Below are 25,852 nucleotides of genomic sequence, written 5' to 3' on the forward strand. Positions count from 1 at the left end.
TGCCGTCAGATCAGAGACCGTAGCTCATCAGACGATCGTAGCGACGGGTCAGCAATGTGTCGTGGTCGAGTTTCTTCAGCATCGACAATTGCGAACTCAGTTCGGCACGAATCAGCGCGGCGGCAGCGGCCGGGTCGCGGTGGGCGCCGCCCACGGGCTCGTTGATCACCTTGTCCACGATGCCCAGGCCCTTGAGGCGCTCGGCGGTGATGCCCATGGCTTCAGCGGCGTCCGGGGCCTTCTCGGCGGTTTTCCACAGGATCGAGGCGCAGCCTTCCGGCGAGATCACCGCGTAAGTGGAATATTGCAGCATGTTCAGCTGGTCGCAGACACCAATGGCCAGCGCACCACCGGAACCGCCTTCGCCGATGACGGTGGCGATGATCGGGGTCTTCAGGCGTGCCATGACCCGCAGGTTCCAGGCGATCGCTTCGCTCTGGTTGCGCTCTTCGGCGTCGATGCCCGGGTAGGCACCCGGCGTGTCGATGAAGGTCAGGATCGGCATCTTGAAGCGCTCGGCCATTTCCATCAGGCGGCAAGCCTTGCGGTAGCCTTCAGGACGCGGCATGCCGAAGTTGCGACGTACCTTCTCGCGCACTTCACGGCCCTTCTGATGGCCGATGACCATCACCGGCTGGTCTTCCAGGCGAGCCACACCGCCCACGATCGCGGCGTCGTCGGAGAAGTGACGGTCGCCGTGCAGTTCGTCGAACTCGGTGAAGATGTGCTCGATGTAGTCCAGGGTGTAGGGACGACGCGGATGACGCGCCAGGCGCGCGATCTGCCAGCTGGTCAGCTTGCCGAAGATGTCTTCGGTCAGCGTACGGCTCTTGTCCTGCAGACGAGAGATTTCATCGCCGATATTCAGCGAATTGTCATTACCGACCAAGCGCAACTCTTCGATCTTGGCTTGCAGGTCGGCGATCGGCTGTTCGAAATCTAGAAAATTCGGGTTCATAGGCGTCCGTCTTGGGTCGACGTCCAAGAGAGCTTGGGCCGGCCGGTTGTCTATTCGCGCCTACCTTAAGGGAGAGGCGCGTTCAGGTCGAGATTAAAAATCCGGGTCGAGATCAGGGGGCACTCGGGTTTGCGAGGTGGCCCCTGGCCGTCAACGGTATTGGAGGAAGACGTTGTCTTTGCCGAACTGGTCACGCAAGGCTTGAATCAACGCATCCGCCGGGTCGATCCGCCAGCCCTCGCCGAACTGCAACACCGCCTTGGCGTCGGGCCGCATGTACTCCATGGTGATCGGACAGGCGCCGCGATGGCGCTTGAACAATTCGCCCAGCCAGCGCAACTGGTCACCCTTGAGGTCCTGGGTCTGCAGCTTCAGGCGCAGGCTCTCGGCCAGGTTGGTCCGGGCGTCCTCCATGCTCATCACCCGCTTGACCCGCAGCCGCAGACCACCGGAGAAGTCATCGTTGCTGACCTCGCCTTCGACCACCACCATCGCGTCGGTCTGCAACAGCGACTGCGCCGAATGGAACGCATCGGCGAACAAGGACGCCTCGATACGCCCGGAGCGGTCGTCGAGGGTGATGAAACCCATCTTGTCGCCCTTTTTGTTCTTCATCACCCGCAGGGCAATGATCATACCGGCGACGGTCTGGGTGTCCCGGGCCGGCTTGAGGTCGATGATGCGCTGACGGGCAAAACGGCGGATCTCGCCTTCATACTCGTCGATCGGGTGCCCGGTGAGGTACAGGCCCAAGGTGTCTTTTTCACCCTTGAGGCGTTCCTTGAGGGTCAGTTCCTTGGCCTTGCGATGATTGCCGTAGACGTCGGCGTCCTCCTCGACGAACAGCCCGCCAAACAGGTCGGCGTGGCCACTGTCGTGGGTGCGGGCGGTCTGTTCGGCCGCCTTGATGGCTTCTTCCATGGCCGCCAGCAACACCGCGCGGTTGCGGTCGATGTTGGCCTGGTAGGCCTTGGGTTCATCATGGAAATAGGGGCCGAGCCGGTCCAGCGCGCCGCTGCGGATCAAGCCATCGAGGGTGCGCTTGTTGATGCGCTTGAGGTCGACCCGGGCGCAGAAGTCGAACAGGTCCTTGAACGGCCCGTCCTGGCGCGCCTCGGTGATCGCTTCCACCGGCCCCTCGCCCACGCCCTTGATCGCGCCAAGGCCGTAGATGATGCGGCCCTCTTCGTTCACCGTGAACTTGAACTCCGAGGCGTTCACGTCCGGCGCGTCGAGGCGCAGCTTCATGGTCCGCACTTCTTCGATCAAGGTCACGACCTTGTCGGTGTTGTGCATATCCGCCGAGAGCACGGCGGCCATGAACGGCGCCGGGTAATGCGCCTTCAGCCAGGCGGTCTGGTACGACACCAGGCCGTACGCGGCGGAGTGGGATTTGTTGAAGCCGTAACCGGCGAATTTTTCCACCAGGTCGAAGATGTTACCGGCCAGGTCCGCATCAATGCCGTTGTTCGCACAGCCTTCGATGAAGCCGCCGCGCTGCTTGGCCATTTCCTCGGGCTTTTTCTTACCCATCGCCCGACGCAGCATGTCCGCGCCGCCAAGGGTGTAGCCGGCCATCACCTGGGCGATCTGCATCACCTGTTCCTGATACAGGATGATGCCGTAGGTCGGTGCCAGCACCGGCTTGAGGCCGTCGTACTGGTAGTCCGGGTGTGGGTAGGCCAGTTCGGCGCGACCGTGCTTACGGTTGATGAAGTCGTCCACCATGCCCGATTGCAGCGGCCCCGGACGGAACAGGGCCACCAGTGCGATCAAGTCTTCCAGGCAGTCGGGCTTGAGCTTCTTGATCAGCTCCTTCATGCCCCGGGATTCAAGCTGGAACACCGCCGTGGTCTCGGCCTTCTGCAACAGGCTGTAGGTCGGCTTGTCGTCCAGCGGGATGAACGCGATGTCCAGTGGCTCTTCGCCGAGCTTGGCCCGGTCGCGGTTGATGGTCTTCAGCGCCCAGTCGATGATCGTCAGGGTCCGCAGGCCGAGGAAGTCGAACTTCACCAGGCCCGCTGCCTCGACGTCATCCTTGTCGAACTGGGTGACCAGGCCGTCGCCCTCTTCATCGCAATAGATCGGCGAGAAGTCGGTCAGCTTGGTCGGGGCGATCACCACGCCACCGGCGTGCTTGCCGACGTTACGCACCACGCCTTCGAGCTTGCGGGCCATCTCCCAGATTTCCGCGGCCTCTTCATCGACCTTGATGAAGTCCCGCAGGATTTCTTCCTGCTCGTAGGCTTTTTCCAGGGTCATGCCGACTTCGAACGGGATCATTTTCGACAAGCGGTCCGCCAGGCCGTAGGACTTGCCTTGCACCCGCGCCACGTCCCGCACCACCGCCTTGGCGGCCATGGAACCGAAGGTGATGATCTGGCTCACCGCATTGCGGCCGTACTTCTCGGCCACGTAGTCGATCACCCGGTCGCGACCATCCATGCAGAAGTCGACGTCGAAGTCGGGCATGGAAACCCGTTCCGGGTTGAGGAACCGTTCGAAGAGCAGGTCATATTCCAGCGGGTCGAGGTCGGTGATCTTCTGCACGTAGGCCACCAGCGACCCGGCACCCGACCCCCGGCCCGGACCGACCGGCACGCCGTTGTTCTTGGCCCACTGGATGAAGTCCATCACGATCAGGAAGTAACCGGGGAAGCCCATCTGGATGATGATATCCAGCTCGAAATTCAGCCGGTCGATGTAGACCTGGCGCTTGGCTTCGTAATCCTCGGTGGTGTCCTTGGGCAACAGGACGCTGAGGCGCTCTTCCAGGCCATCAAACGACACCTTGCGGAAATATTCGTCGATGGTCATGCCATCGGGGATCGGGAAGTTGGGCAGGAAGTGCTTGCCCAGCTTGACCTCGATGTTGCAACGCTTGGCGATCTCGACGGTGTTTTCCAGCGCCTCAGGCAGGTCGCTGAACAACTCGGCCATTTCCTCGGCGCTCTTGAGGTATTGCTGGTCGCTGTAGTTCTTCGAGCGGCGCGGGTCGTCAAGGGCACGGCCTTCGCCGATGCAGACGCGGGTTTCGTGGGCCTCGAAATCCTCCGGCTTGATAAAGCGCACGTCGTTGGTGGCCACCAGCGGCGCGCCGAGCTTGTCGGCCAGGGCCACGGCGGCGTGCAGGTGCTCTTCGTCATTGGGCCGATTGGTGCGCTGCACCTCGATGTAGAAGCGGTCGGGAAACACCGCCATCCAGTCCCGGGCCAATGCCTCGGCCTCCTCGGGGTTGCCGCTGAGCAGGGCCAAGCCGATCTCACCCTCCTTGGCCGCCGACAGCATGATCAGGCCTTCGCTGGCCTCGGCCACCCACTCGCGTTCGATGATGATCGAACCGTTGCGCTGGCCATCGATGAAGCCCCGGGAAATCAGCTCGGTGAGGTTGCGATACCCCACCGCATTCATGACCAGCAGGCTGATGCGGCTCAACGGCGCATCCGGGTCCTTGTTCGACAACCACAGGTCGGCACCGCAGATCGGCTTGATCCCGGCGCCCATGGAGGCCTTGTAGAACTTGACCAGCGAACACATGTTGTTCTGGTCGGTGACCGCCACGGCAGGCATGTTCATGCCCACCAGGGTCTTGACCAGTGGCTTGATCCGCACCAGACCGTCGACCAGGGAATATTCAGTGTGCAGGCGTAGATGAACGAATGAAGCCGGCATAGTGATCCTGCGTTAAGTCATGAAAACAACAAGGCCCGGATTGTACCGGGCCTGGGGTAAAACATCAGCCATGAGTGTCCGACCTTGAACATACGAACACGGCCTTTGTGGCGAGGGGATTTATCCCCGCTGGGGCGCGAAGCGGCCCTTAAACCTGACAACCCGTTGCGTCTGACAGACTTCGGGACTGCTTCGCAGTCCAACGGGGATAAATCCCCTCGCCACAAAAGCAGCGTTTGTCTCAAGAAACAGGGTACTGACTGTTTATGATCAACCCTTCACGCGCCTCATAAGCCAGCCGCACCGGAGCGAACGAGCGCCGGTGGATCGGCGTTGGCCCGAGGCGTGCCAAGGCTTCCAGGTGCACGGGGGTCGGGTAGCCCTTGTGGCCGCCGATGCCGTAGCCCGGATAAATCAGTTCGAAGGCGCTCATTTCCCGATCGCGGCTGACCTTGGCCAGAATCGATGCGGCCGCGATGGCGGGCACCTTCGCGTCGCCCTGGACCACCGCCTCGGCGCGCATCGACAGTTTCGGGCAGCGATTGCCGTCGATCATCGCCAGCTTCGGCGTGATGTGCAGGCCCTGCACCGCTCGCTGCATGGCCAACATGGTGGCGTGGAGGATGTTCAGCTCATCGATCTCTTCGACCTCGGCCCGGGCAATGCACCAGCTCAGGGCTTTCTCGCAAATCTCGTCGTAGAGCTTTTCGCGACGGGCCTCGGTGAGCTTCTTGGAATCGTTGAGGCCCAGGATCGGCCGGTTCGGATCGAGAATGACCGCGGCCGTTACCACGGCGCCGCACAACGGGCCACGGCCCACCTCGTCGACACCGGCGACCAATTCTTCCACTTCGGCGACCAGATTGAAGTCCAGGCCCATCTGCAGTTTCGAGTGGCTCATGATTGTGCGCCGATCAGGGTCAGCACCGCGTCTGCCGCCTGATTGGAGGCGTCGCGGCGCAGGGTCCGGTGGATTTCGTCGAAGCCGCGGGTCTGCTCCTCGCCGCCGTCGATCAACGGCGCAAGTGTATTGGCCAGGGCGTCGGCCGTGGCCTCGTCCTGCAGCAACTCCGGCACCAGCAGGCGCTGGGCCAACAGGTTCGGCAGGGACACGTAGGGGCTCTTGACCATGCGCTTGAGGATCCAGAACGTCAGCGGCGCCAGGCGATAGGCAACCACCATCGGGCGTTTGTACAGCAACGCCTCAAGGGTAGCAGTGCCGGAGGCAATCAACACGGCGTCACAGGCAGCCAGCGCGTCATGGGAGCGACCGTCGAGCAGCGTGACCGGCAGATCGCGCCCCGCCAGCAGCGCTTCAAGCTGCTCCCGGCGCTGCGGGCTGGCGCACGGCAGGACAAAACGCACGTCGGGGCGCATCGCCCGGAGGCGTTCGGCGGCGTCGAAAAACAAGCCACCCAGGCGACTCACTTCACCGCCACGGCTGCCGGGCATCAATGCCACCAGCGGCCCATCGACCAGGCCCAGCGCCTGGCGAGCCGCCTGGCGATCGGCCTGCAGGGGAATGGTGTCGGCCAGGGTATGCCCGACAAACCGCACCGGCACGCCCTTCTCTTCGTAAAAGCGGGCTTCGAACGGCAGCAGCGTCAGCATCAGGTCGCAGCCTTCGCGAATCTTGAGCACCCGCTTCTGCCGCCAGGCCCAGACCGACGGGCTGACGTAATGCACGGTCTTGATCCCGGCCTGACGCAGCTTGAGCTCGATGTTGAGGGTGAAATCCGGGGCGTCGATGCCGATGAACACATCCGGCTTTTCGTCGATCAGGGTCTCGATCAGCTTCTTGCGCCGGGCCAGCAATTCGCGCAGGCGACCGAGCACCTCCACCAGCCCCATCACCGACAGGCGTTCCATCGGAAAATAGGAGACCAGCCCTTCGGCCTGCATCAACGGGCCGCCAACACCCATGAACTCCACCGCAGGATGCTGCGCCTTGAGCGCACGCATCAGACCGGCGCCCAGAATGTCGCCGGAAGCCTCTCCGGCCACCAGCGCAATACGCAGATTAGCCATGGTTAACGGGTGATGCCGCGAGTCGAAGACTGGATGGAATCGCGGAACGTCGCGACTTCCGGGTACTGCGCCGAGGCCTCGGCCAGTTCGGCGAGTGCCTGCTCGACGGTCAGGCCCTGGCGATACACGACCTTGTAGGCACGCCGCAACGCGGTGATCGCCTCTTCGCTGAAGCCCCGACGGCGCATACCCTCGAAGTTCATGCTGCGGGCTTCGGCCGGGTTGCCGAACACCGTGACATAGGCGGGAACGTCCTTGCCGATGGCGGTGCCCATGCCGGAGAAGCTGTGGGCGCCGATGTGGCAGTACTGGTGCACCAGGGTAAAACCGGACAGGATCGCCCAGTCATCCACGTGCACATGACCGGCCAACGCGGTGTTGTTGACCAGGATGCAATGGTTGCCGATCACGCTGTCATGGCCGATGTGAGCGTAGGCCATGATCAGGTTGTGGTCGCCCAGGGTCGTTTCGGAGCGATCCTGGATGGTGCCACGGTGAATGGTCACGCCTTCGCGGATCACGTTGTGATCGCCGATGACCAGGCGGGTTTCTTCACCCTTGTACTTGAGATCGGGCGTGTCCTCACCTACCGAGGAAAACTGGTAGATGCGATTGTGACGGCCGATCCGGGTCGGCCCCTTGAGAATTACGTGGGGGCCGATCACCGTACCCTCGCCGATTTCCACACCTGCGCCGATGATCGACCACGGGCCGACCTCGACATCGGCGGCCAGGACGGCCGTCGGATCGATGATTGCGCGAGGGTCAATCAAACTCATAGCTTGCGTTCCGCACAGATGATTTCAGCGGAGCAGACTGGCTTGCCGTCGACCGAAGCCTGGCATTCGAACTTCCAGATCTGGCGCTTGCAACTGATGAACTTGGCTTCGAGGATCAATTGATCGCCCGGAGTGACCGGCTGGCGGAAACGCAGCTTGTCGGAGCCCACGAAGTAGTAGAGCGTGCCGTCGGCAGGCTTTACGTCGAGCATTTTGAAACCAAGGATCCCGGCAGCCTGGGCCATCGCCTCGATGATCAGCACGCCCGGCATGATTGGGTGCGCGGGGAAGTGACCATTGAAGAACGGCTCGTTGATGCTGACATTCTTGTAGGCGCGAATGCGCTTGCCTTCAACATCCAGGTCCACCACCCGGTCCACCAGCAGGAACGGGTAACGGTGAGGCAGGTATTCGCGAATCTCGTTGATGTCCATCATTTCGGGAGGAAGCCTATGTAAAGATTGGGAGCGCACGGGCAACGCGCACTCCGCTAGCAAATCAAGGAGCCCTAACGGCTGTGCACACTTGATATGGAAATGGTATCAGCCATCTGATGAAGCATTACCGTCAGGGGTCACGTCCCCTACACGCTTTTCCACCTGGCGCAGACGTCGCGCGATGTCGTCTAGCTGACGGATACGGGCCGCGCTCTTGCGCCATTCGGCCGCCGGTTGCATCGCCGTACCGGAAGAATAGGCGCCCGGCTCGGTAATCGAGTGGGTCACCATGGTCATCCCGGTCAGGAATACGTTGTCACAGATATCGATATGGCCCACCAGGCCGACGCCGCCGGCGAGCATGCAGTGCTTGCCGATCTTGGTGCTGCCGGAAATGCCCACGCAGGCGGCCATGGCGGTGTGGTCACCGACCTGGACGTTGTGGGCGATCTGGATCTGGTTGTCGAGCTTGACGCCATTGCCGATGACCGTATCGGCCAGGGCACCCCGGTCGATCGCGGTGTTGACGCCGATCTCGACGTCATCGCCGAGGGTGACCCCACCGATCTGGGCGATCTTTTGCCAGACGCCCTTCTCGTTGGCGAAACCGAAGCCTTCACCGCCCAGCACCGCGCCGGACTGAATCACCACCCGCTTGCCGATGCGCACGTCGTGGTACAGGGTCACGCGCGGAGCCAGCCAGCCACCTTCGCCGACCTCGCTGCGCGCACCAATGACGCAATGAGCGCCCAGGGTGACACCGGCACCAATGCGGGCGCCGCTTTCGATCACCACGAAGGGACCGACGCTGGCCGTGGGATCCACCACCGCATCCGCCGCGATCACCGCACTGGGATGAATACCCGCAGCCGCCTTGGGCTTGGGATCGAACAAGTGGGAAATGCGCGCATAGGCCAGGTACGGGTCGGGCACGATCAAGGCGTCGCCGGCAAACCCTTCGGCATCGGCGGCCTTGAGCAACAACGCGGCAGCCCGGCTGTCAGCCAGGTACTTGCGGTATTGGGGATTTGCCAGAAAGCTCAACTGAGCTGGGCCAGCCTCTTGCAAAGTGGCTAGCCCAGTAATTGCCCTCTCCGGGTCGCCACGCAGGGTGGCGCCGAGGAACTCGGCCAACTGGCCGAGCTTGATAGTCGCTGTCATGGATTACTTCAGCTGATTCATGCGCTCGATCACCTGGCGCGTGATGTCGTACTGAGGCTTGACATCGATCACGGCGCCACGCTCGAACACCAGGTCAAAACCACCTTTCTTGATGACTTCTTCCACGGCGCTGTCGAGCTTGGGCTTGAGCTGCTTGAGCATTTCACGGTCGGCAACGGCTTTCGCTTCGTTCAGTTCCTTGGACTGGAACTGGAAGTCACGAGCCTTCTGCTTGAATTCCAGCTCCAGGCGTTCACGCTCGCCCTGGGCCATTTTGTCGCCACCGGCGACCAGACGATCCTGGATACCCTTGGCGCTGCTTTCCAGGCCCTTGAGCTTGGTCAATTGCGGGCCGAACTTCTTCTCGGCATCCACGGCGTATTTCTTGGCCGCGTCGGATTCCAGCAGGGCCATCTGATAGTTCAGCACGGCAATCTTCATGTCGGCGAACGCCGGGCCTGCGACCAGTACGGTCGCCAGGAGAACCAATTGAGTCAACTTACGCACGATGCACTCCTACAAAATCCATTGTCGTTGTCATGGGACAGACGCTTAGAACGTCTGGCCGAGGGAGAATTGGAACACTTGGGTTTCAGCGTCATCCGGTTTCTTGATCGGCATCGCCAACGCGAAGCTCAAAGGACCCAGCGCGGTCACCCAGGTCACGCCCAGACCGACGGAACTGGCCATGTTGCTCAGGCTGATGTCGTTGCACTTGGCGTTCGAGTTGGTGCCATTGGTGTTGGTCGTATTATCGCAGCTAGAGTCGAAAACGTTGCCCACGTCCCAGAATACCGAAGTACGCAGCGAGCGCTGGTCCTTGACGAACGGCATCGGGAACAGGACCTCGACACCCCCCTGGATCAATACGTTGCCACCGAACGGCAGCGGATCCTGGTCTGGGTCGGCCAATGTACCTGCGTTACCGGTGGCAGCCGCGCCACGGCTCGGCGTACTGCGCGGGCCAAGGGTGCTGTCCTTGAAGCCACGCACCGAGTTGAAACCACCAGCGTAGTAGTTCTCGTAGAACGGCAGGCCGTCGGTCGAACCGTAGCCATCGCCATAGCCCAGCTCGGTGTGCAGGCGCATGGTGTAGGTGTCAGTCAACGGCTGGAACAGCTGGCCACGGTAGTCGAGCTTGAAGAACGACAGGTCGCTGCCAGGAATGGTGCTTTCCAGCACCAGGCTCTGGGAATGGCCACGGGTCGCCAGCACGCCCTTGTTCAAGGTCGACTCGGACCAGCCGGCAGACGCCTTGAAGTTCAGGTAGCTGTCGCCTTCCCGTTTAACGAAGTCGAAGATCTCGTCGACGGTGTAGCGACCGGTGTTGATCTTGTCCTGCTGGGCGGTGAGGCCGAAGGTCAGGCGCGACGTCTCACTGATCGGGTAGCCGATGTTGGCACCCACACCGTAGCTGTCCACCGCATAGCTGGAGATGTCCGAGTCGAGCTCGTCATAGTCGGTGGTGCGATAGAAGGCGTTATAGCCCAGGCTCACACCGTCGGCCGTCCAGTAGGGGTCCACGAAACCGAAGTTATAGCGGGTCTGGTATTCACTGCGGGTCAGGCCAATGCTGACCTTGTTACCGGTACCCAGGAAGTTGTTCTGGGTGATCGAGCCACCGAGGATCAGGCCGGCGCTCTGGGCGAAGCCGACGCTGGCGGTGATCGAGCCGGACGCCTGCTCTTCAACGCTGTAGTTCACGTCGACCTGGTCATCGACACCCGGTACGGCCGGTGTCTCGACGTTGACTTCCTTGAAGAAGCCCAGGCGCTCGAGGCGGGTCTTGGACTGATCGATCAGGTAGGTCGAAGCCCAGCCACCTTCCATCTGGCGCATTTCACGGCGCAGCACTTCGTCCTCGGACTTGGTGTTGCCACGGAAGTTGATGCGGTTGACGTAGGCACGCTTGCCCGGATCCACGGCGAAGGTGATGTCGACGGTATGGTCGTCATCGTGGGGCTGCGGCACGCCGTTGACGTTGGCGAAGGTGTAGCCCTCGTTACCCAGGCGACGGGTGATCAGTTCGGAGGTGGTGGTCATCAGCTTGCGCGAGAACACCTGGCCCTTCTGCACCAGCAGCAGCGACTTGACCTGGTCTTCCGGCACCTTCAGGTCACCGCTGAGCTTGACGTCACGAACGGTGTATTTCTCGCCTTCGTTGACGTTGACGGTGATGTAGACGTGCTTCTTGTCCGGGGTGATGGACACCTGGGTCGAAGCGATGTCCATGTTGATGTAGCCACGGTCCAGGTAGTAGGAACGCAGGCGCTCCAGGTCACCGGAGAGTTTTTCACGGGCGTACTTGTCGTCGTTCTTGAAAAACGACAGCCAGTTGGTGGTCTTGAGTTCGAACAGGTCGATCAGGTCTTCGTCCGGGAAAACCGTGTTGCCCACCACGTTGATGTGCTGGATGGCCGCCACGGTACCTTCGTTGATGTTGACCTTCAGGCCGACGCGGTTGCGCGGTTGCGGCACCACTTCGGTGTCGACGGTGGCCGAGTAGCGGCCCTGGGCGACGTACTGGCGTTGCAGTTCGTTACGCACGCCTTCGAGGGTGGCACGCTGGAAGATCTCGCCCTCGGCCAGGCCGGATTGCTTGAGGCCTTTCATGAGGTCTTCGGTGGAGATCGCCTTGTTGCCTTCGATCTCGATACTGGCAACCGACGGGCGCTCGACTACCGTGATGACCAGGACGTTGCCGTCACGGCCCAGTTGGATATCTTGAAAGAAGCCGGTCTTGAACAGCGCACGCGTGGATTCCACCAGGCGCCGATCATCCGCCTGCTCGCCGACGTTCAACGGCAAGGCACCAAAGACGCTACCCGCGGAGACCCGCTGGAGGCCGTTGACGCGAATATCAGAGATAGTGAAGGACTCGGCGTGAACTTCGGCGATCATCAATACGGTGAGAACCGCAGTTAGCAGCAGACGTTTCATGAAGTCCTTTCTTATTCCAACTGGCAATAAACAAACTGCCGCAAAATGCGGCAGATTCGCAATTCGGCGAAGCGTTACAAACGACCCAGATCGTTGACGAGGGCAAGCAGCATGACCCCGACCACCAAGCTGATACCGATCTGTATCCCCCAACCTTGCACCCGATCCGACAAGGGACGACCACGCGCCCACTCGATCAGATAAAACAGCAGATGCCCCCCATCCAGTACCGGAATGGGCAGCAAATTCAGAACCCCCAGGCTAATGCTCAGATAAGCAAGGAAATTCAGGAAATCAGCAACGCCCGACTGGGCAGAAGCGCCCGCCACTTTAGCAATGGTTATCGGTCCACTCAAGTTTTTTACCGAGAGCTCGCCGAACAACATTTTCTTCAGTGAGTCGAGGGTCAGGACACTCATGGTCCAGGTACGACGCGCACCCTCGCCAATGGCCGCCACCGGACCGAAACTGACTTCGCGGATCATTTCCGGCGGCCAGTCGACGGCCTTGACGCCCGCCCCCAGGTAACCGGTCTGCGCCTTGCTTTCGCCACGGGCACCCAAGGTGACCGGGACGTCGATTGGAGCACCGTCGCGCTCCACGCGCAGCACAATTTTGGTATCAGGACGTACACGAACCGAATCGACCACCTGTTGCCAGTCGCTGACCGACTGGCCGTCGAGGGCAAGCAAACGGTCGCCGGTCTTCAGGCCTGCGGCCTGGGCCGGGCCTTTCGGATCGAGTTCGGTAAGCACCGGCGGCAGCGCCGGACGCCATGGGCGGATGCCCAGGGACCGGATCGGGTCCGGCTCGTCGGCGCCCTTGAGCCAGTTGTCCAGCACCAGCTCACGGGGCGAGTCGACGGTGGAGCCCTGCTCGCGCACCCTCAACTGCAGCGAACCGCTTTCACCCAGCCGACGCACCAACTGCAAATTGACCGCCGCCCAGCCCGACGTCGGCTCACCGTCGATCGCAACGATTTCCTGGCCCGCACCAAGCCCGGCCCGGGCGGCAACGCTACCGGCCTCCACAGAACCGATGACCGGTCGCACCTGGTCGCTGCCAAGCATGGCCAACGCCCAGAAAAACACCATGGCCAGCAGGAAGTTGGCGATCGGCCCCGCCGCCACGATGGCGATACGTTGGCGAACACTCTTGCGATTGAAGGACTGGTCGAGCTGGTCGGCGGGAACCTCGCCCTCGCGCTCGTCGAGCATCTTCACGTAGCCGCCCAGCGGGATCGCCGCCACGACGAACTCGGTGCCCTGCTTGTCGTGCCAGCGCAGCAAAGGCATGCCAAAGCCTACGGAAAAACGCAGCACCTTGACGCCACAGCGACGCGCGACCCAGAAATGACCGAATTCGTGAAAGGTGACCAACACCCCCAGTGCAACCAGGGTGCCGACAATCATATAGAGCGCGCTCATCTGTTTTCTCCGCAATCCTGCCCAGGGCAACCCTGGCTAACGTATCGCAGCGTCAACGCCCGTGGCGCTGCAGCCATTGCCCCGCCAACTCACGGGCCCTGGCATCCGCCGTAAATACCGCGTCGAGGTCATCGACCGAAACCACCGCCTCGAGATTCAAGACTTCCTCGATCATACTCGCGATCTCGGGGTAACGAACACGTCCATCGAGAAACGCGGCGACCGCCACTTCGTTGGCCGCGTTCAACATGGCCGGGGCACTGCCGCCCGCCTCGGCCGCTTGCCGCGCCAGGCGCAGGCAGGGGAAGCGCTGCTCATCCGGCGCCTGGAAATCCAGGCGGGCGATGGCGAACAGGTCCAGCGGGGCGACGCCGGAGTCGATTCGCTCCGGCCACGCCAGGGCATTGGCGATCGGGGTGCGCATGTCCGGGTTACCCAACTGGGCCAGCACCGAACCGTCTACATAGTCCACCAGCGAATGAATCACGCTCTGTGGATGAATCACCACTTCGACCTGGGCCGGCTTGGCGTCGAACAGCCAGCAGGCCTCGATCAACTCCAGCCCCTTGTTCATCATGCTCGCCGAATCCACGGAAATCTTGCGCCCCATGGACCAGTTCGGGTGAGCACAGGCCTGCTCGGGCGAAACATGCAGCAACTCTTCCAGCGGCGTCTGACGGAACGGCCCACCGGAGGCGGTCAGGAGAATCCGCCGGACTCCCACGGCTTCCAGACCGCGGGAAAAATCCCGCGGCATGCACTGAAAGATCGCATTGTGTTCGCTGTCGATGGGCAGCAGCACCGAGCCGCTTTGGCGCACGGCCTGCATGAACAGTGCGCCAGACATCACCAGCGCTTCTTTATTGGCCAGCAGGATCTTCTTGCCGGCCTCCACCGCCGCCAGCGTCGGACGCAAGCCGGCCGCCCCGACAATCGCCGCCATCACCGCGTCGACATCCGGATCGGACGCCACCTGGCACAGCCCGGCCTCCCCCACCAACACCTGCGTGGGCAAACCCGCTGCGCGCAGGTCATCCTGCAACGCCTGCGCCGCACCGACCTCAGGCACCACCGCAAACTTTGGCGCATGGCGAACGCACAGGGCCAACAGCTCGCTCAGGCGCGTGAAGCCGCTGAGAGCAAAGACCTGGTAGCGCTCCGGGTGCCGGCCGATAACATCAAGCGTACTGAGGCCGATCGAACCGGTCGCCCCCAGCACAGTGATTTGCTGGGGACGACTCACGATGCCGCCATCCACAGCAGCACGGCGAAGATCGGGATCGCGGCGGTCAGGCTGTCGATACGATCCAGCACCCCCCCGTGACCCGGCAACAGGTTGCTGCTGTCCTTGATCCCGGATTGACGCTTGAACATGCTTTCAGTCAGGTCACCAACCACGGACACAAAGACGATAAGGGCGGCACCAAACAGCCCCATCAGCAGTTGCGCCACGGTCCAGTCGCGGACGAAGCCGACCACGGTGGTGATCACCAGGCTCAAGGCCAGGCCACCATAGACCCCTTCCCAACTCTTGCCGGGGCTGACTTTTGGCGCGAGCTTGCGCTTGCCAAAGGCCCGACCGGAAAAATAGGCACCGACGTCGGCGCCCCAGACCAGCACCATCACGGCCATGATCTGCCAGTTGCCCAGTGCGCCCTGCTTGATCCAGATCAGGCCTTGCCAGGCCGGCAGGAGGATCAACAGGCCGATCACCAGCTTGGTCGCCGTGTTGGCCCAGTGATGGGTGGTGCGAGGGTAGGTCAACACCAGGAAGGTGGCTGTCGCCCACCACAACACCGATGCTCCCAACACCCAAGGCGCCAGCCCCGGCACCAGGTACATGATGAACAGCATGGCGGCCACGGCCACGGCGTAGGCTATGCGTGCCGACTGTGCGGGAAAACCGGCCAGCCGTGCCCATTCCCACGCCCCCAAGGTCACGACCAGCCCGATGAACAGGGCAAAGTTCGCCCCCTCGAGCAGGAAAAACCCGCACAAGGCGATAGGCAACAGGATCAGGGCAGTGATGATTCGTTGTTTAAGCATTAAACCCGGGCTCCAGCTTCGATCTGCTCGCTCGTTTTACCGAAGCGACGCTGACGGGAAGCGAAATCGGCCAGTGCGGTGCGCATGGCTTCGTGTTTGAAGTCCGGCCAGAACAGGTCGGAGAAGTACAGCTCGGCATAAGCCAACTGCCAGAGCAGGAAGTTGCTGATGCGATGTTCGCCACCGGTACGGATACACAGGTCCGGCAAAGGCAGATCACCGGTCGCAAGGCAGGTCTGCAGCAGGTCCGGGGTGATGTCCTCCGGGCGCAGGTGGCCGGCCTGGACTTCCCGCGCCAGCCGCTGGGCAGCCTGGGCGATGTCCCACTGGCCACCGTAGTTGGCGGCGATCTGCAAGACAAACCGATCAACCCCCGCCGTCGCGGCCTCGGCTTCGCGCATCGCGGCTTGCAGCTCCGGATGGAAGCGCGAGCGATCGCCAATGATGCGCAGGCTGATCTTGTTCTCGTTGAGGCGCTTGGCCTCGCGGCGCAAGGCCTTGAGGAACAGGTCCATCAAGGCGCTGACTTCATCGGCCGGGCGCTGCCAGTTCTCGCTGGAGAACGCGAACAGAGTCAGCACCTCGACCCCGGCCTCGGCACACACCTCGATGACCGCGCGAACCGCGTCGACCCCGGCCTTATGCCCGGCAACGCCAGGCATGAAGCGTTTCTTGGCCCAACGGTTATTGCCGTCCATGATGATCGCCACGTGGCGCGGCACCGCGAACGGCAAGGCCTGCTTGGTCTTTTCCATGAAAACGGGACCCTTATACGGCCATCAGGTCCGCTTCTTTTTGCTTGGTGGCCGCATCGATGTCAGCCTCGGCCTTATCGGTCAGCTTCTGGATATCGGCCGCTGCGCGACGCTCTTCGTCTTCGCTGATTTCCTTGTCCTTGACCAGCTTCTTCAGCTCGCCCAGGGCATCGCGACGGATGTTGCGCACGGCAACCCGAGCATCTTCGGCCGCGCTGCGTGCCTGCTTGGTGAAGCCCTTGCGGGTTTCTTCGGTCAGGGCAGGCATGGAAATCAGCAGCAACTCGCCCAGGTTGGTCGGGTTGAGGTTCAGGCCGGCGCTCTGGATCGCCTTGTCGACCGCCGCGAGCATGTTGCGCTCGAAGGCCACGACTTGCAGGGTCCGCGAATCCTTGACGGTGATGTTGGCGACGCTGCTGATCGGCGTGTCGGCGCCATAGTAAGGCACCATCACGCTGCCCAGGATGCTCGGGTGCGCCTTGCCGGTACGAATCTGGCCAAACGCGTGGCTCAGAGACTCCAGGGATTTTTGCATACGCGCTTGGGCGTCTTTCTTGATTTCGTTGATCATTGTTGGCCTTCCTCGATCAGAGTCCCTTCCGCGCCGCCGTGTACGATATTCAGCAGGGCGCCGGGCTTGTTCATGTTAAAGACGCGCAGCGGCATCTTGTGGTCGCGGCACAGACAGATGGCCGTCAGGTCCATGACCCCCAGCTTGCGATCCAGTACTTCATCGTAGGTCAGATGATCGAACTTCTCGGCATGCGGGTCCTTGAACGGGTCGGCGGTGTAGACACCATCGACCTTGGTTGCCTTGAGCACGACATCGGCATCGATCTCGATCGCTCTCAGGCAGGCAGCCGAATCCGTGGTGAAGAACGGATTACCGGTACCTGCGGCAAAAATCACCACTTCCTTGGAGTTGAGGTGGCGCATGGCTTTGCGGCGGTCGTAATGATCGGTCACGCCGACCATGGAAATGGCCGACATCACGATGGCCGAGATATTGGCACGCTCCAAGGCATCACGCATAGCCAGGGCGTTCATCACAGTGGCCAGCATGCCCATGTGGTCGCCCGTGACCCGATCCATGCCGGCCGCGCTCAGCGCCGCACCACGGAACAGGTTGCCGCCGCCGATGACCAGGCCGACCTGGACGCCGATTCCAACCAGTTGGCCAACTTCCAGGGCCATGCGATCCAGTACCTTCGGATCGATCCCGAACTCTTCCGAGCCCATCAGGGCCTCGCCGCTAAGCTTGAGTAGAATGCGTTTATAGCGAGCCTGATAACCACTGCCCTGCTGAGCCATTGCGAATCTCTCCTGCGGCGTATTTACGAAAATTTGCAGATTGTTTGCAGCCTGCACTCACTCAGTGCGTTGAACGAAAAATGCCTGTGCGACTTTTCGTTCAAAGCCTGGCTTGACGCTGACACAGCGCCATCGGAACACGGCTTTGTAAGCCAGTTCCGACAGGAAACCAATAAAAATCGGCATCCTCATCCAAAAAGAGGCTGCGCGCGTGAGCGGGCAGCCTCTTCTGGGCGACAGTTGTAAAAACCTGTCTTATTGCTTGCTGGCAGCAGCTACCTGGGCAGCAACTTCTTCAGCGAAGTTGTCGACCGGCTTCTCGATACCTTCGCCAACCTTGAAGTAGGTGAAGGAAACGATTTCAGCACCGGCTTTCTTGGCCAGGTCGCCGACCTTGACTTCAGGGTTCTTGACGAACGCTTGCTCGACCAGGCTGGCTTCAGCCAGGAACTTGGAGATACGACCGGCCACCATCTTCTCGGCGATGTCGGCAGGCTTGCCCTTGAGTTTCTCTTCGTTCAGCTGCAGGAAAACGCCTTTTTCGCGCTCGATCGCTTCGGCCGAAACGTCCGAAGGCAGCAGGAACTCAGGGTTGGTCGCTGCAACGTGCATGGCGATGTCTTTCGCCAGCTCGGTGTCGCCGCCCTTGAGGACAACTGCTACGCCGATCTTGTTGCCGTGCAGGTAAGTGCCGACCACGTCACCTTCAACGCGAACCAGGCGACGGATGTTGACGTTTTCGCCGGTTTTGCCAACCAGGACCAGACGCGCTTGCTCCTGAGCTTCGATCAGCGGGGCTGCGTCGGTCAGTTTGTCAGCGAAGGCTTTCTCGACGCTGGCAGCAACGAATGCCTTGAAGTCATCCTGCAGGGCCAGGAAGTCGGTCTGGGAGTTGACTTCCAGCAGAACGGCGGCTTTACCGTCGTCCTTGATAGCGATGGCGCCTTCAGCGGCCACGTTGCCCGCTTTCTTGGCAGCCTTGATGGCGCCCGAAGCACGCATGTCATCAATGGCTTTCTCGATGTCGCCGCCAGCCTTGGTCAAGGCTTTCTTGCAGTCCATCATGCCTTCGCCGGTACGCTCGCGCAGTTCTTTGACCAACGCTGCAGTAATCTCTGCCATTTCAAAATCCTCTTGGATAGGTTTTCAACCATTCCACCCGATCGAACGGGCGATCAATTCTTCCTGGAAAACCATCGTTTATAGACCGCGGCAAGTTACAAACAGGTAGCTGCGCTGGCGACAAATGGTTTTCGAGGTGGCAAAAAGGGGGCCAAGCCCCCTTTTTGCTTACTGAGTCAACGCCAGGGCGTCAATTACTCAGCGGCTGCTGCCGGAGCTTCTTCAGCGAAGACTTCGGTGCCGCCATTCACGTTGTTGCGACCACGGATAACAGCGTCAGCCATCGAACCCATGTACAGCTGGATGGCGCGGATGGCGTCATCGTTGCCTGGGATGATGTAGTCAACGCCTTCCGGGCTGCTGTTGGTATCGACAACGCCGATGACCGGGATGCCCAGCTTGTTGGCTTCGGTGATCGCGATGCGCTCGTGGTCAACGTCGATCACGAACAGTGCGTCAGGCAGACCGCCCATGTCCTTGATACCGCCCAGGGAGCGGTCCAGCTTCTCAAGATCGCGGGAGCGCATCAGCGCTTCTTTCTTGGTCAGCTTGGCGAAAGTGCCGTCTTCGGACTGGACTTCAAGATCACGCAGACGCTTGATGGAAGCGCGGATGGTCTTGAAGTTGGTCAGCATGCCGCCCAACCAGCGGTGATCGACGTACGGCGAACCGCAACGTGCTGCTTCTTCAGCAACGATCTTGCCAGCGGAACGCTTGGTGCCGACGAACAGAATCTTGTTTTTGCCCTGGGCCAGGCGCTCTACGAAGGTCAGTGCCTCGTTGAACATTGGCAGGGTTTTTTCAAGGTTGATGATGTGGATCTTGTTGCGCGCGCCGAAAATGTACTTGCCCATTTTCGGGTTCCAGTAACGGGTCTGGTGACCGAAGTGCACACCGGCCTTCAGCATATCGCGCATGTTGACTTGGGACATGATAGTTCCTTGATAAGTCGGGTTTGGCCTCCACGTATCCCAATGACCAACCAGCGGCTCATGAGCCAAAGGCACCCAGGTCATCGTGTCGACACGTGTGTGGATTTAAGCTTACGGGGTCATCCCCGGAAAGCGGCGCATTTTATACCACAGCAAGGGCGAAAACGGAACACGGATTCTGCAGGTAGGCAAAACACCTCAAGCCGGGCACAAAACCGTGGCGAGGGAGCTTGCTCCCGCTGGGGCGCGTAGCGGCCCTCGCTTTATTGGGGCTGCTGTGCAGCCCAGCGGGAGCAAGCTCCCTCGCCACGGTTTATTTATGGCGCCTGACCGATCTGGTATTGCTGACAGGCGCGGATTGCCAGGATGGTCTGTTAGAATCGCCTCTTTAAGGGCTGCCCGGATCAATATCCGCCGCTCATTTCGTTTTGAACAGCGCCGTCGGGCGCAAAGAGAGCCTGTATGACCGTGACCATCAAGACGCCTGAGGACATCGCGAAAATGCGTGTCGCCGGCAAACTCGCCGCCGACGTGCTGGAAATGATCGCCGACTACGTCAAGCCGGGCGTGACCACCGAAGAGCTGGACCGCATCTGCCACGACTTCATCGTCAACGAGCAGAAGGCCATCCCGGCGCCGCTCAACTATAAAGGCTTCCCGAAGTCGATCTGCACCTCGATCAACCACGTGGTCTGCCATGGCATCCCCAACGAAAAGCCGTTGAAGGACGGCGACACCCTGAACATCGACGTCACCGTCATCAAGGACGGCTACCATGGCGACACCAGCCGCATGTTCCATGTCGGCAACGTGCCGGAGTGGGCCCAGCGCCTGTCGAAGGTCACCCAGGAATGCATGTACATGGCCATCGAACTGGTGAAGCCGGGCTGCCGCCTCGGGGACATCGGCGAAGTGATCCAAAAGCACGCGCAGAAGAACGGTTTTTCGGTGGTGCGCGAGTTCTGCGGCCACGGCATCGGCAAGGTGTTCCACGAAGAGCCGCAGATCTTGCACTACGGCCGCGCCGGTACCGGCATGGAGCTGCAGGCCGGCATGACCTTCACCATCGAGCCGATGATCAACCAGGGCCGCGCCGACACCAAGGTGCTGGGTGACGGCTGGACCGCCATCACCAAGGACCGCAAGCTGTCGGCCCAGTGGGAGCACACCTTGCTGGTGACCGAGACCGGTTACGAGATCTTCACCCTGCGCAGCGATGACACCATCGCCCGCGTTTCCGCCTGATCCGCAACTCGCCTATCGCTCCATAGATATAGAAAGGAAAGCCATTAATGCCGCAGGTGGATCCCGAACTCTTCGACCGCGGCCAGTTCCAGGCAGAACTGGCCCTGAAGGCAAGCCCCATCTCGGCATTCAAGAAGGCGATCCGCCAGGCCCACGAGGTGCTGGACCAGCGCTTTCGCAATGGTCGGGATATCCGCCGGCTGATCGAGGACCGCGCCTGGTTCGTCGACAACATCCTGCAAAAGGCCTGGGAGCAGTTCGACTGGAGCCAGGACGCCGACATCGCCCTGGTGGCCGTCGGCGGCTACGGGCGCGGCGAGCTGCACCCCTACTCCGACATCGATTTGCTGATCCTGCTGGACAACGCCGACCATGAGGTCTTTCGCGATTCCATCGAGCGTTTCCTGACACTGCTATGGGACATCGGCCTGGAAGTCGGCCAGAGCGTGCGCTCGGTGCAGGAGTGCGCCGACGAAGCCCGCGCCGACCTGACCGTCATCACCAACCTGATGGAAAGCCGCACCATTGCCGGCCCCGAGCACCTGCGCCAACGCATGCTCGACGTCACCAGCACCGCGCACATGTGGCCGAGCAAGGATTTCTTCCTCGCCAAGCACGCCGAGCAGAAAGCCCGTCACCACAAGTACAACGACACCGAGTACAACCTGGAGCCCAACGTCAAGGGCTCGCCCGGTGGGCTGCGGGACATCCAGACGATCCTCTGGGTCGCCCGCCGCCAGTACGGCACGCTGAACCTGCGTGCACTGGCCGGCGAAGGTTTCCTGGTGGAAAGCGAAAACGCCTTGCTGGCCTCCTCCCAGGAATTCCTGTGGAAGGTTCGCTATGCCCTGCACATGCTCGCCGGACGCGCCGAAGACCGCCTGTTGTTCGATCACCAGCGCTCCATCGCCGGGCTGCTGGGTTTCGAAGGGCAGGACGCCAAGCAATCCATCGAAAACTTCATGCAACAGTACTACCGGGTGGTGATGAGCATCGCCCAGCTCAGCGAACTGATCATCCAGCACTTCGAGGAAGTCATCCTGGCCCCCGAGGACGAGGAAGCGCCGCTGCCGATCAACTCGCGCTTCCAACTGCACGACGGCTACATCGAGGCCCGCCACCCCAATGTGTTCCGCCGCACGCCGTTCGCCATGCTGGAAATCTTCGTGCTCATGGCCCAGCAGCCGGAAATCAAGGGCGTGCGCGCCGACACCATTCGCCTGCTGCGGGAAAACCGGCACCTGATCGATGACGATTTCCGTCATGACATCCGCAACACCAGCCTGTTCATCGAGCTGTTCAAATGCAAGATCGGCGTGCACCGCAACCTGCGGCGGATGAATCGCTACGGGATCCTCGGGCGCTACCTGCCGGAGTTCGGCTTCATCGTCGGGCAGATGCAGCATGACCTGTTCCACATCTATACGGTCGATGCCCACACACTGAACCTGATCAAGCACCTGCGTAAGCTGCAGTACACCCAGGTGTCCGAGAAATTCCCGCTGGCCAGCAAGCTCATGGGCAAGCTGCCCAAGCCCGAGCTGATCTACATGGCCGGGCTGTACCACGACATCGGCAAGGGGCGCCAGGGCGATCACTCCGAGGTCGGCGCGGTGGATGCCGAGGCGTTCTGCCAGCGTCATCAACTGCCGGTGTGGGACAGCCGGTTGATCGTCTGGCTGGTGCAGAACCACCTGGTGATGTCGACCACCGCCCAGCGCAAGGACTTGTCCGACCCGCAGGTGATCCACGACTTCGCCCAGATCGTCGGCGATGAAACCCGCCTGGATTACCTCTACGTGCTGACCGTGGCCGACATCAACGCCACCAACCCAAGCCTGTGGAACTCCTGGCGCGCCAGCCTGTTGCGCCAGCTGTACACCGAGACCAAGCGGGCCTTGCGCCGCGGCCTGGAAAACCCCGTGGACCGCGAAGAGCAGATCCGTCGCACACAAAGCGCCGCCCTGGACATCCTGGTGCGCGGCGGCACCGATCCGGACGACGTCGAACAGCTCTGGGCGCAACTGGGCGATGACTATTTCCTGCGCCACACCGCCGGCGACGTGGCCTGGCACAGCGATGCGATCCTGCAACAACCGGCCGATGGCGGGCCCCTGGTGCTGATCAAGGAAACCACTCAGCGCGAGTTCGAGGGCGGCACGCAGATTTTCATCTACGCGCCGGACCAGCACGACTTCTTCGCCGTGACCGTGGCCGCGATGGACCAGCTCAACCTGAACATCCACGACGCCCGGGTCATCACCTCCAGCAGCCAGTTCACCCTCGACACCTACATCGTGCTCGACACCGACGGCGACTCGATTGGCGACAACCCGGCGCGGATCAAGCAGATCCGCGAAGGCCTGACCGAAGCGCTGCGTAACCCGGCGGACTACCCGACCATCATCCAGCGCCGGGTGCCGCGCCAGCTCAAGCATTTCGCGTTTGCCCCGCAGGTGACGATCCACAACGACGCCCTGCGCCAGGTCACCGTGCTGGAACTCAGCGCCCCGGATCGTCCGGGCCTGCTGGCACGGGTCGGGCACATCTTCCTGGAGTTCGACCTGTCGCTGCAGAACGCCAAGATCGCCACCCTCGGCGAACGCGTGGAAGACGTGTTCTTCATCACCGACGCCCACAACCAGCCATTATCCGACCCGCAGTTGTGCAGCCGCTTGCAGGAAGAGATGGTCCGGCACTTGAGCGTCAACCAGGAACCGGACATCAACCTGACGCGTATCAGTATCTGACCCACTCTATATCCCCTGTGGGAGCGGGCTTGCTCGCGAAAGCGGTGTGTCAGTCAACTGACCATCACCTGACACACCGCTTTCGCGAGCAAGCCCGCTCCCACAAGGCTAGCGCCCCACATTGAACGAGGCCCCCGATGAACAACGCCCTGAACCAGTTGCAGCCCTACCCGTTCGAGAAGCTTCGCGCCCTGCTCGGCAGCGTCACGCCCAACCCGGACAAGCGGCCGATTGCCCTGTCCATCGGCGAACCCAAGCACCGCTCGCCCAGCTTTGTCGCCGAGGCCCTGGCCAGCAACCTGGACCAGATGGCGGTTTATCCGACCACGCTCGGCATCCCGGCCTTGCGTGAAGCCATCACCGGCTGGTGCGAGCGACGCTTTGGTGTGCCGAACGGCTGGCTTGACCCGGCGCGCCACGTGCTGCCGGTCAACGGCACCCGCGAAGCCCTCTTCGCCTTCACCCAGACCGTGGTCAACCGCGGTGACGATGCGCTGGTCGTGAGCCCGAACCCCTTCTACCAGATCTATGAAGGCGCCGCGTTCCTGGCCGGTGCCAAGCCGCACTACCTGCCGTGCCTGGACGAAAACGGTTTCAACCCGGATTTCGACGCCGTCTCGGCGGACATCTGGAAACGCTGCCAGATCCTGTTCCTGTGCTCCCCCGGCAACCCGACCGGCGCACTGATCCCGGTGGATGTGCTGAAAAAACTCATCGCCCTGGCCGACGAACACGACTTCGTGATCGCCGCCGACGAGTGCTACAGCGAGCTGTATTTCGACGAGCAGACGCCGCCACCGGGCCTGCTCAGCGCCTGCGTTGAGCTGGGACGCAAGGATTTCAAGCGTTGCGTGGTGTTCCACAGCCTCTCCAAGCGCTCCAACCTGCCTGGCCTGCGCTCCGGTTTCGTGGCTGGCGACGCGGACATCCTCAAGGGCTTCTTGCTGTACCGCACCTACCACGGCTGCGCGATGCCGGTGCAGACCCAGCTGGCGAGCGTCGCCGCCTGGAACGATGAAGTGCACGTACGCGCCAACCGGGCACTGTACCGGGAGAAATTCGACGCCGTGCTGCAGATCCTCAGCCCGGTGCTGGACGTGCAACGCCCCGACGGCAGTTTCTACTTGTGGCCCAACGTGGCAGGCGATGACGCGGCGTTCTGCCGGGACCTGTTCGAGCAGGAACACGTGACCGTGGTGCCAGGCTCCTACCTCTCCCGCGACGTGGACGGCGTCAACCCGGGCGCCGGCCGCGTGCGCATGGCCCTGGTCGCCCCATTGGCCGAGTGCGTGGAAGCGGCCGAGCGGATCCGCGCGTTCATCCAGCGCCGGGGGTGATGGCTGTATCGGACTGAAGTGGACCGCTGTTGTGGCGAGGGGATTTATCCCCGCTGGGCTGCGCAGCGGCCCCCAAAACAGACAACTCGGTGTGCCAGAACGATTGAGGTCACTGCTTTAGGGTTGCTGCGCAGCCCAACGGGGAAATCCCCTCGCCACAGGTCCAGTGCTTCACAGGTATTTTTGTGTTTGCCTTTCGATTTATCGTGAGCAAGCTTTGCTCCCATAGTATCCGGTATCGATCACAGGTTGTGTGAGCCACACAAGTCCACTGTGGGAGCAAAGCTTGCTCGCGGTGAGGCCGGCACTTACCGCATCAAGTCCGAAGTTCTACCCGATCCAGGCACTTATTCGCCAACAACATCCCCAACTCAATCATCTGGGCCACTCCCAACGCTACATGTCGTCGCGAGCCGTCCTGATCGAAGGCAAGGTCATTGAGCATTGCATTGGCCGACGCCAGGGTTTCGCTGAGGTTGGCCAGCAACACTTCGGTGTCGATACCGTCAGCCACAGTGAATAACTGTACTGAGGGTTTGGGTTCTGGCTCGCTGTCGTCAGGTTTGAGGTATTGATCCAGCACACGGTCAGCCACCTCTTGCAGCTTTTCGGGTGCGTAATCGCCGTAGGGGAAAGTAGAGGCCGGCTTTGGAGGATTCGGCGTTTCTTTGATCATGTTTATAGCTCCTAGAGAATTGGGAGCCGCCACCGAGTCTTCTCACGGACCGGAGGGTGGCAGCCGTACGCGGGGTGAGAATCCGAGACTCTAGGAACCCGGCCATGCCGAAGCATGCCCGCGCACGGCCGCCATAACATAATGCGCAGACGAAAAAGCGCCTGCACTTTATATGGTCGACGCCTGCGCGCCTAGAGGAGTTCGGATTCTCACATCCGGTCACTGAATTGGCAGCGACACCCAGAGGCTAGAGCCCTCGCTTCCGACGGACAACCT

Annotated in this window: 21 protein-coding genes; 3 read left to right on the forward strand and 18 right to left on the reverse strand. The window is 61.5% G+C overall.

The genetic code is table 11. The annotated features are described in order from the left end of the window. Positions 1-10: 10 nt before the first annotated feature. The 17 genes from V3H56_RS21490 to rpsB all read right to left on the reverse strand — a co-directional run bounded on the left by V3H56_RS21490 (position 11) and on the right by rpsB (position 19,568). Complete coding sequence (locus V3H56_RS21490; RefSeq protein ID WP_042728618.1) at positions 11-958, reverse strand: acetyl-CoA carboxylase carboxyltransferase subunit alpha; 948 nt, start codon at positions 956-958, stop codon at positions 11-13. A 150-nt stretch (positions 959-1,108) separates the two neighbouring features. Then, the gene (gene dnaE, locus V3H56_RS21495; RefSeq protein ID WP_042728617.1) at positions 1,109-4,630 is read right to left on the reverse strand and encodes a DNA polymerase III subunit alpha; all 3,522 of its coding nucleotides are present in this window, start codon (positions 4,628-4,630) and stop codon (positions 1,109-1,111) included. Positions 4,631-4,871: 241 nt separating this feature from the next. After that, a complete protein-coding gene (gene rnhB, locus V3H56_RS21500; RefSeq protein ID WP_161796094.1) occupies positions 4,872-5,516 on the reverse strand; it encodes a ribonuclease HII in 645 nt (214 codons plus the stop codon). A gap of 11 nt (positions 5,517-5,527) precedes the next feature. Beyond that, on the reverse strand, positions 5,528-6,658 hold the full coding sequence (lpxB, locus tag V3H56_RS21505; RefSeq protein ID WP_042728615.1) for a lipid-A-disaccharide synthase: 1,131 nt from the start codon (positions 6,656-6,658) through the stop codon (positions 5,528-5,530). Between the two features lie 2 nt (positions 6,659-6,660). Beyond that, complete coding sequence (gene lpxA / locus V3H56_RS21510; RefSeq protein ID WP_042728614.1) at positions 6,661-7,437, reverse strand: acyl-ACP--UDP-N-acetylglucosamine O-acyltransferase; 777 nt, start codon at positions 7,435-7,437, stop codon at positions 6,661-6,663. Then, entirely contained in the window at positions 7,434-7,874 is a 441-nt protein-coding gene (gene fabZ / locus V3H56_RS21515; RefSeq protein ID WP_003184897.1) for a 3-hydroxyacyl-ACP dehydratase FabZ, read from the reverse strand. The genes lpxA and fabZ overlap by 4 nt, the downstream gene beginning before the upstream one ends. Before the next feature lie 105 nt (positions 7,875-7,979). After that, positions 7,980-9,035, reverse strand: coding sequence for a UDP-3-O-(3-hydroxymyristoyl)glucosamine N-acyltransferase (gene lpxD, locus V3H56_RS21520; protein WP_042728613.1), 1,056 nt, complete (start codon positions 9,033-9,035; stop codon positions 7,980-7,982). Positions 9,036-9,038: 3 nt separating this feature from the next. Then, the gene (locus V3H56_RS21525; protein ID WP_003184901.1) at positions 9,039-9,542 is read right to left on the reverse strand and encodes an OmpH family outer membrane protein; all 504 of its coding nucleotides are present in this window, start codon (positions 9,540-9,542) and stop codon (positions 9,039-9,041) included. Positions 9,543-9,587: 45 nt separating this feature from the next. Then, entirely contained in the window at positions 9,588-11,975 is a 2,388-nt protein-coding gene (gene bamA, locus V3H56_RS21530) for an outer membrane protein assembly factor BamA (protein ID WP_042728612.1), read from the reverse strand. A 74-nt stretch (positions 11,976-12,049) separates the two neighbouring features. After that, a complete protein-coding gene (gene rseP / locus V3H56_RS21535; RefSeq protein ID WP_047736683.1) occupies positions 12,050-13,402 on the reverse strand; it encodes a sigma E protease regulator RseP in 1,353 nt (450 codons plus the stop codon). Positions 13,403-13,454: 52 nt separating this feature from the next. After that, a complete protein-coding gene (ispC, locus tag V3H56_RS21540) occupies positions 13,455-14,645 on the reverse strand; it encodes a 1-deoxy-D-xylulose-5-phosphate reductoisomerase (protein ID WP_123578482.1) in 1,191 nt (396 codons plus the stop codon). Further along, entirely contained in the window at positions 14,642-15,448 is an 807-nt protein-coding gene (locus V3H56_RS21545) for a phosphatidate cytidylyltransferase (RefSeq protein WP_042732231.1), read from the reverse strand. Before V3H56_RS21545 ends, ispC begins: the two co-directional genes overlap by 4 nt. Then, complete coding sequence (gene uppS, locus V3H56_RS21550) at positions 15,448-16,203, reverse strand: polyprenyl diphosphate synthase (protein WP_042732230.1); 756 nt, start codon at positions 16,201-16,203, stop codon at positions 15,448-15,450. Before uppS ends, V3H56_RS21545 begins: the two co-directional genes overlap by 1 nt. 13 nt (positions 16,204-16,216) lie before the next feature. Continuing rightward, positions 16,217-16,774, reverse strand: coding sequence for a ribosome recycling factor (gene frr / locus V3H56_RS21555; RefSeq protein ID WP_042732229.1), 558 nt, complete (start codon positions 16,772-16,774; stop codon positions 16,217-16,219). Continuing rightward, positions 16,771-17,514, reverse strand: coding sequence for a UMP kinase (gene pyrH, locus V3H56_RS21560; RefSeq protein WP_003189161.1), 744 nt, complete (start codon positions 17,512-17,514; stop codon positions 16,771-16,773). Before pyrH ends, frr begins: the two co-directional genes overlap by 4 nt. A 255-nt stretch (positions 17,515-17,769) precedes the next feature. Then, complete coding sequence (tsf, locus tag V3H56_RS21565; RefSeq protein ID WP_042732228.1) at positions 17,770-18,636, reverse strand: translation elongation factor Ts; 867 nt, start codon at positions 18,634-18,636, stop codon at positions 17,770-17,772. A gap of 194 nt (positions 18,637-18,830) precedes the next feature. Then, on the reverse strand, positions 18,831-19,568 hold the full coding sequence (rpsB, locus tag V3H56_RS21570) for a 30S ribosomal protein S2 (protein ID WP_042732227.1): 738 nt from the start codon (positions 19,566-19,568) through the stop codon (positions 18,831-18,833). Positions 19,569-20,030: 462 nt separating this feature from the next. Here rpsB and map point away from each other — a divergent pair, with 462 nt between their 5' ends. The 3 genes from map (at position 20,031) to dapC (ending at position 24,900) form a co-directional block, all read left to right on the forward strand. Next, positions 20,031-20,813 (forward strand): type I methionyl aminopeptidase, encoded by a 783-nt coding sequence (gene map, locus V3H56_RS21575; RefSeq protein ID WP_042732549.1) that lies wholly within the window; start codon positions 20,031-20,033, stop codon positions 20,811-20,813. Between the two features lie 47 nt (positions 20,814-20,860). Further along, the gene (locus tag V3H56_RS21580; RefSeq protein ID WP_042732548.1) at positions 20,861-23,563 is read left to right on the forward strand and encodes a [protein-PII] uridylyltransferase; all 2,703 of its coding nucleotides are present in this window, start codon (positions 20,861-20,863) and stop codon (positions 23,561-23,563) included. 137 nt (positions 23,564-23,700) lie between these two features. Then, positions 23,701-24,900, forward strand: coding sequence for a succinyldiaminopimelate transaminase (dapC, locus tag V3H56_RS21585; protein ID WP_042732547.1), 1,200 nt, complete (start codon positions 23,701-23,703; stop codon positions 24,898-24,900). A gap of 316 nt (positions 24,901-25,216) precedes the next feature. Here dapC and V3H56_RS21590 read toward each other — a convergent pair whose 3' ends face one another. Then, the gene (locus V3H56_RS21590) at positions 25,217-25,576 is read right to left on the reverse strand and encodes a DUF6124 family protein (RefSeq protein WP_047736690.1); all 360 of its coding nucleotides are present in this window, start codon (positions 25,574-25,576) and stop codon (positions 25,217-25,219) included. Positions 25,577-25,852 lie beyond the last annotated feature (276 nt).

The sequence above is a fragment of the Pseudomonas sp. MS646 genome, from assembly GCF_036693845.1.
GTDB lineage: Bacteria > Pseudomonadota > Gammaproteobacteria > Pseudomonadales > Pseudomonadaceae > Aquipseudomonas > Aquipseudomonas chlororaphis_E.

Bases quoted from the DNA above. Each gene is read 5' to 3' on its own strand.
- V3H56_RS21490 (WP_042728618.1), bottom strand. From the start codon at position 958: ATGAACCCGAATTTTCTAGATTTCGAACAGCCGATCGCCGACCTGCAA.
- dnaE (WP_042728617.1), bottom strand. From the start codon at position 4,630: ATGCCGGCTTCATTCGTTCATCTACGCCTGCACACTGAATATTCCCTG.
- lpxB (WP_042728615.1), bottom strand. From the start codon at position 6,658: ATGGCTAATCTGCGTATTGCGCTGGTGGCCGGAGAGGCTTCCGGCGAC.
- lpxA (WP_042728614.1), bottom strand. From the start codon at position 7,437: ATGAGTTTGATTGACCCTCGCGCAATCATCGATCCGACGGCCGTCCTG.
- fabZ (WP_003184897.1), bottom strand. From the start codon at position 7,874: ATGATGGACATCAACGAGATTCGCGAATACCTGCCTCACCGTTACCCG.
- lpxD (WP_042728613.1), bottom strand. From the start codon at position 9,035: ATGACAGCGACTATCAAGCTCGGCCAGTTGGCCGAGTTCCTCGGCGCC.
- bamA (WP_042728612.1), bottom strand. From the start codon at position 11,975: ATGAAACGTCTGCTGCTAACTGCGGTTCTCACCGTATTGATGATCGCC.
- rseP (WP_047736683.1), bottom strand. From the start codon at position 13,402: ATGAGCGCGCTCTATATGATTGTCGGCACCCTGGTTGCACTGGGGGTG.
- V3H56_RS21545 (WP_042732231.1), bottom strand. From the start codon at position 15,448: ATGCTTAAACAACGAATCATCACTGCCCTGATCCTGTTGCCTATCGCC.
- uppS (WP_042732230.1), bottom strand. From the start codon at position 16,203: ATGGAAAAGACCAAGCAGGCCTTGCCGTTCGCGGTGCCGCGCCACGTG.
- frr (WP_042732229.1), bottom strand. From the start codon at position 16,774: ATGATCAACGAAATCAAGAAAGACGCCCAAGCGCGTATGCAAAAATCC.
- pyrH (WP_003189161.1), bottom strand. From the start codon at position 17,514: ATGGCTCAGCAGGGCAGTGGTTATCAGGCTCGCTATAAACGCATTCTA.
- tsf (WP_042732228.1), bottom strand. From the start codon at position 18,636: ATGGCAGAGATTACTGCAGCGTTGGTCAAAGAACTGCGCGAGCGTACC.
- rpsB (WP_042732227.1), bottom strand. From the start codon at position 19,568: ATGTCCCAAGTCAACATGCGCGATATGCTGAAGGCCGGTGTGCACTTC.
- map (WP_042732549.1), top strand. From the start codon at position 20,031: ATGACCGTGACCATCAAGACGCCTGAGGACATCGCGAAAATGCGTGTC.
- V3H56_RS21580 (WP_042732548.1), top strand. From the start codon at position 20,861: ATGCCGCAGGTGGATCCCGAACTCTTCGACCGCGGCCAGTTCCAGGCA.
- dapC (WP_042732547.1), top strand. From the start codon at position 23,701: ATGAACAACGCCCTGAACCAGTTGCAGCCCTACCCGTTCGAGAAGCTT.
- V3H56_RS21590 (WP_047736690.1), bottom strand. From the start codon at position 25,576: ATGATCAAAGAAACGCCGAATCCTCCAAAGCCGGCCTCTACTTTCCCC.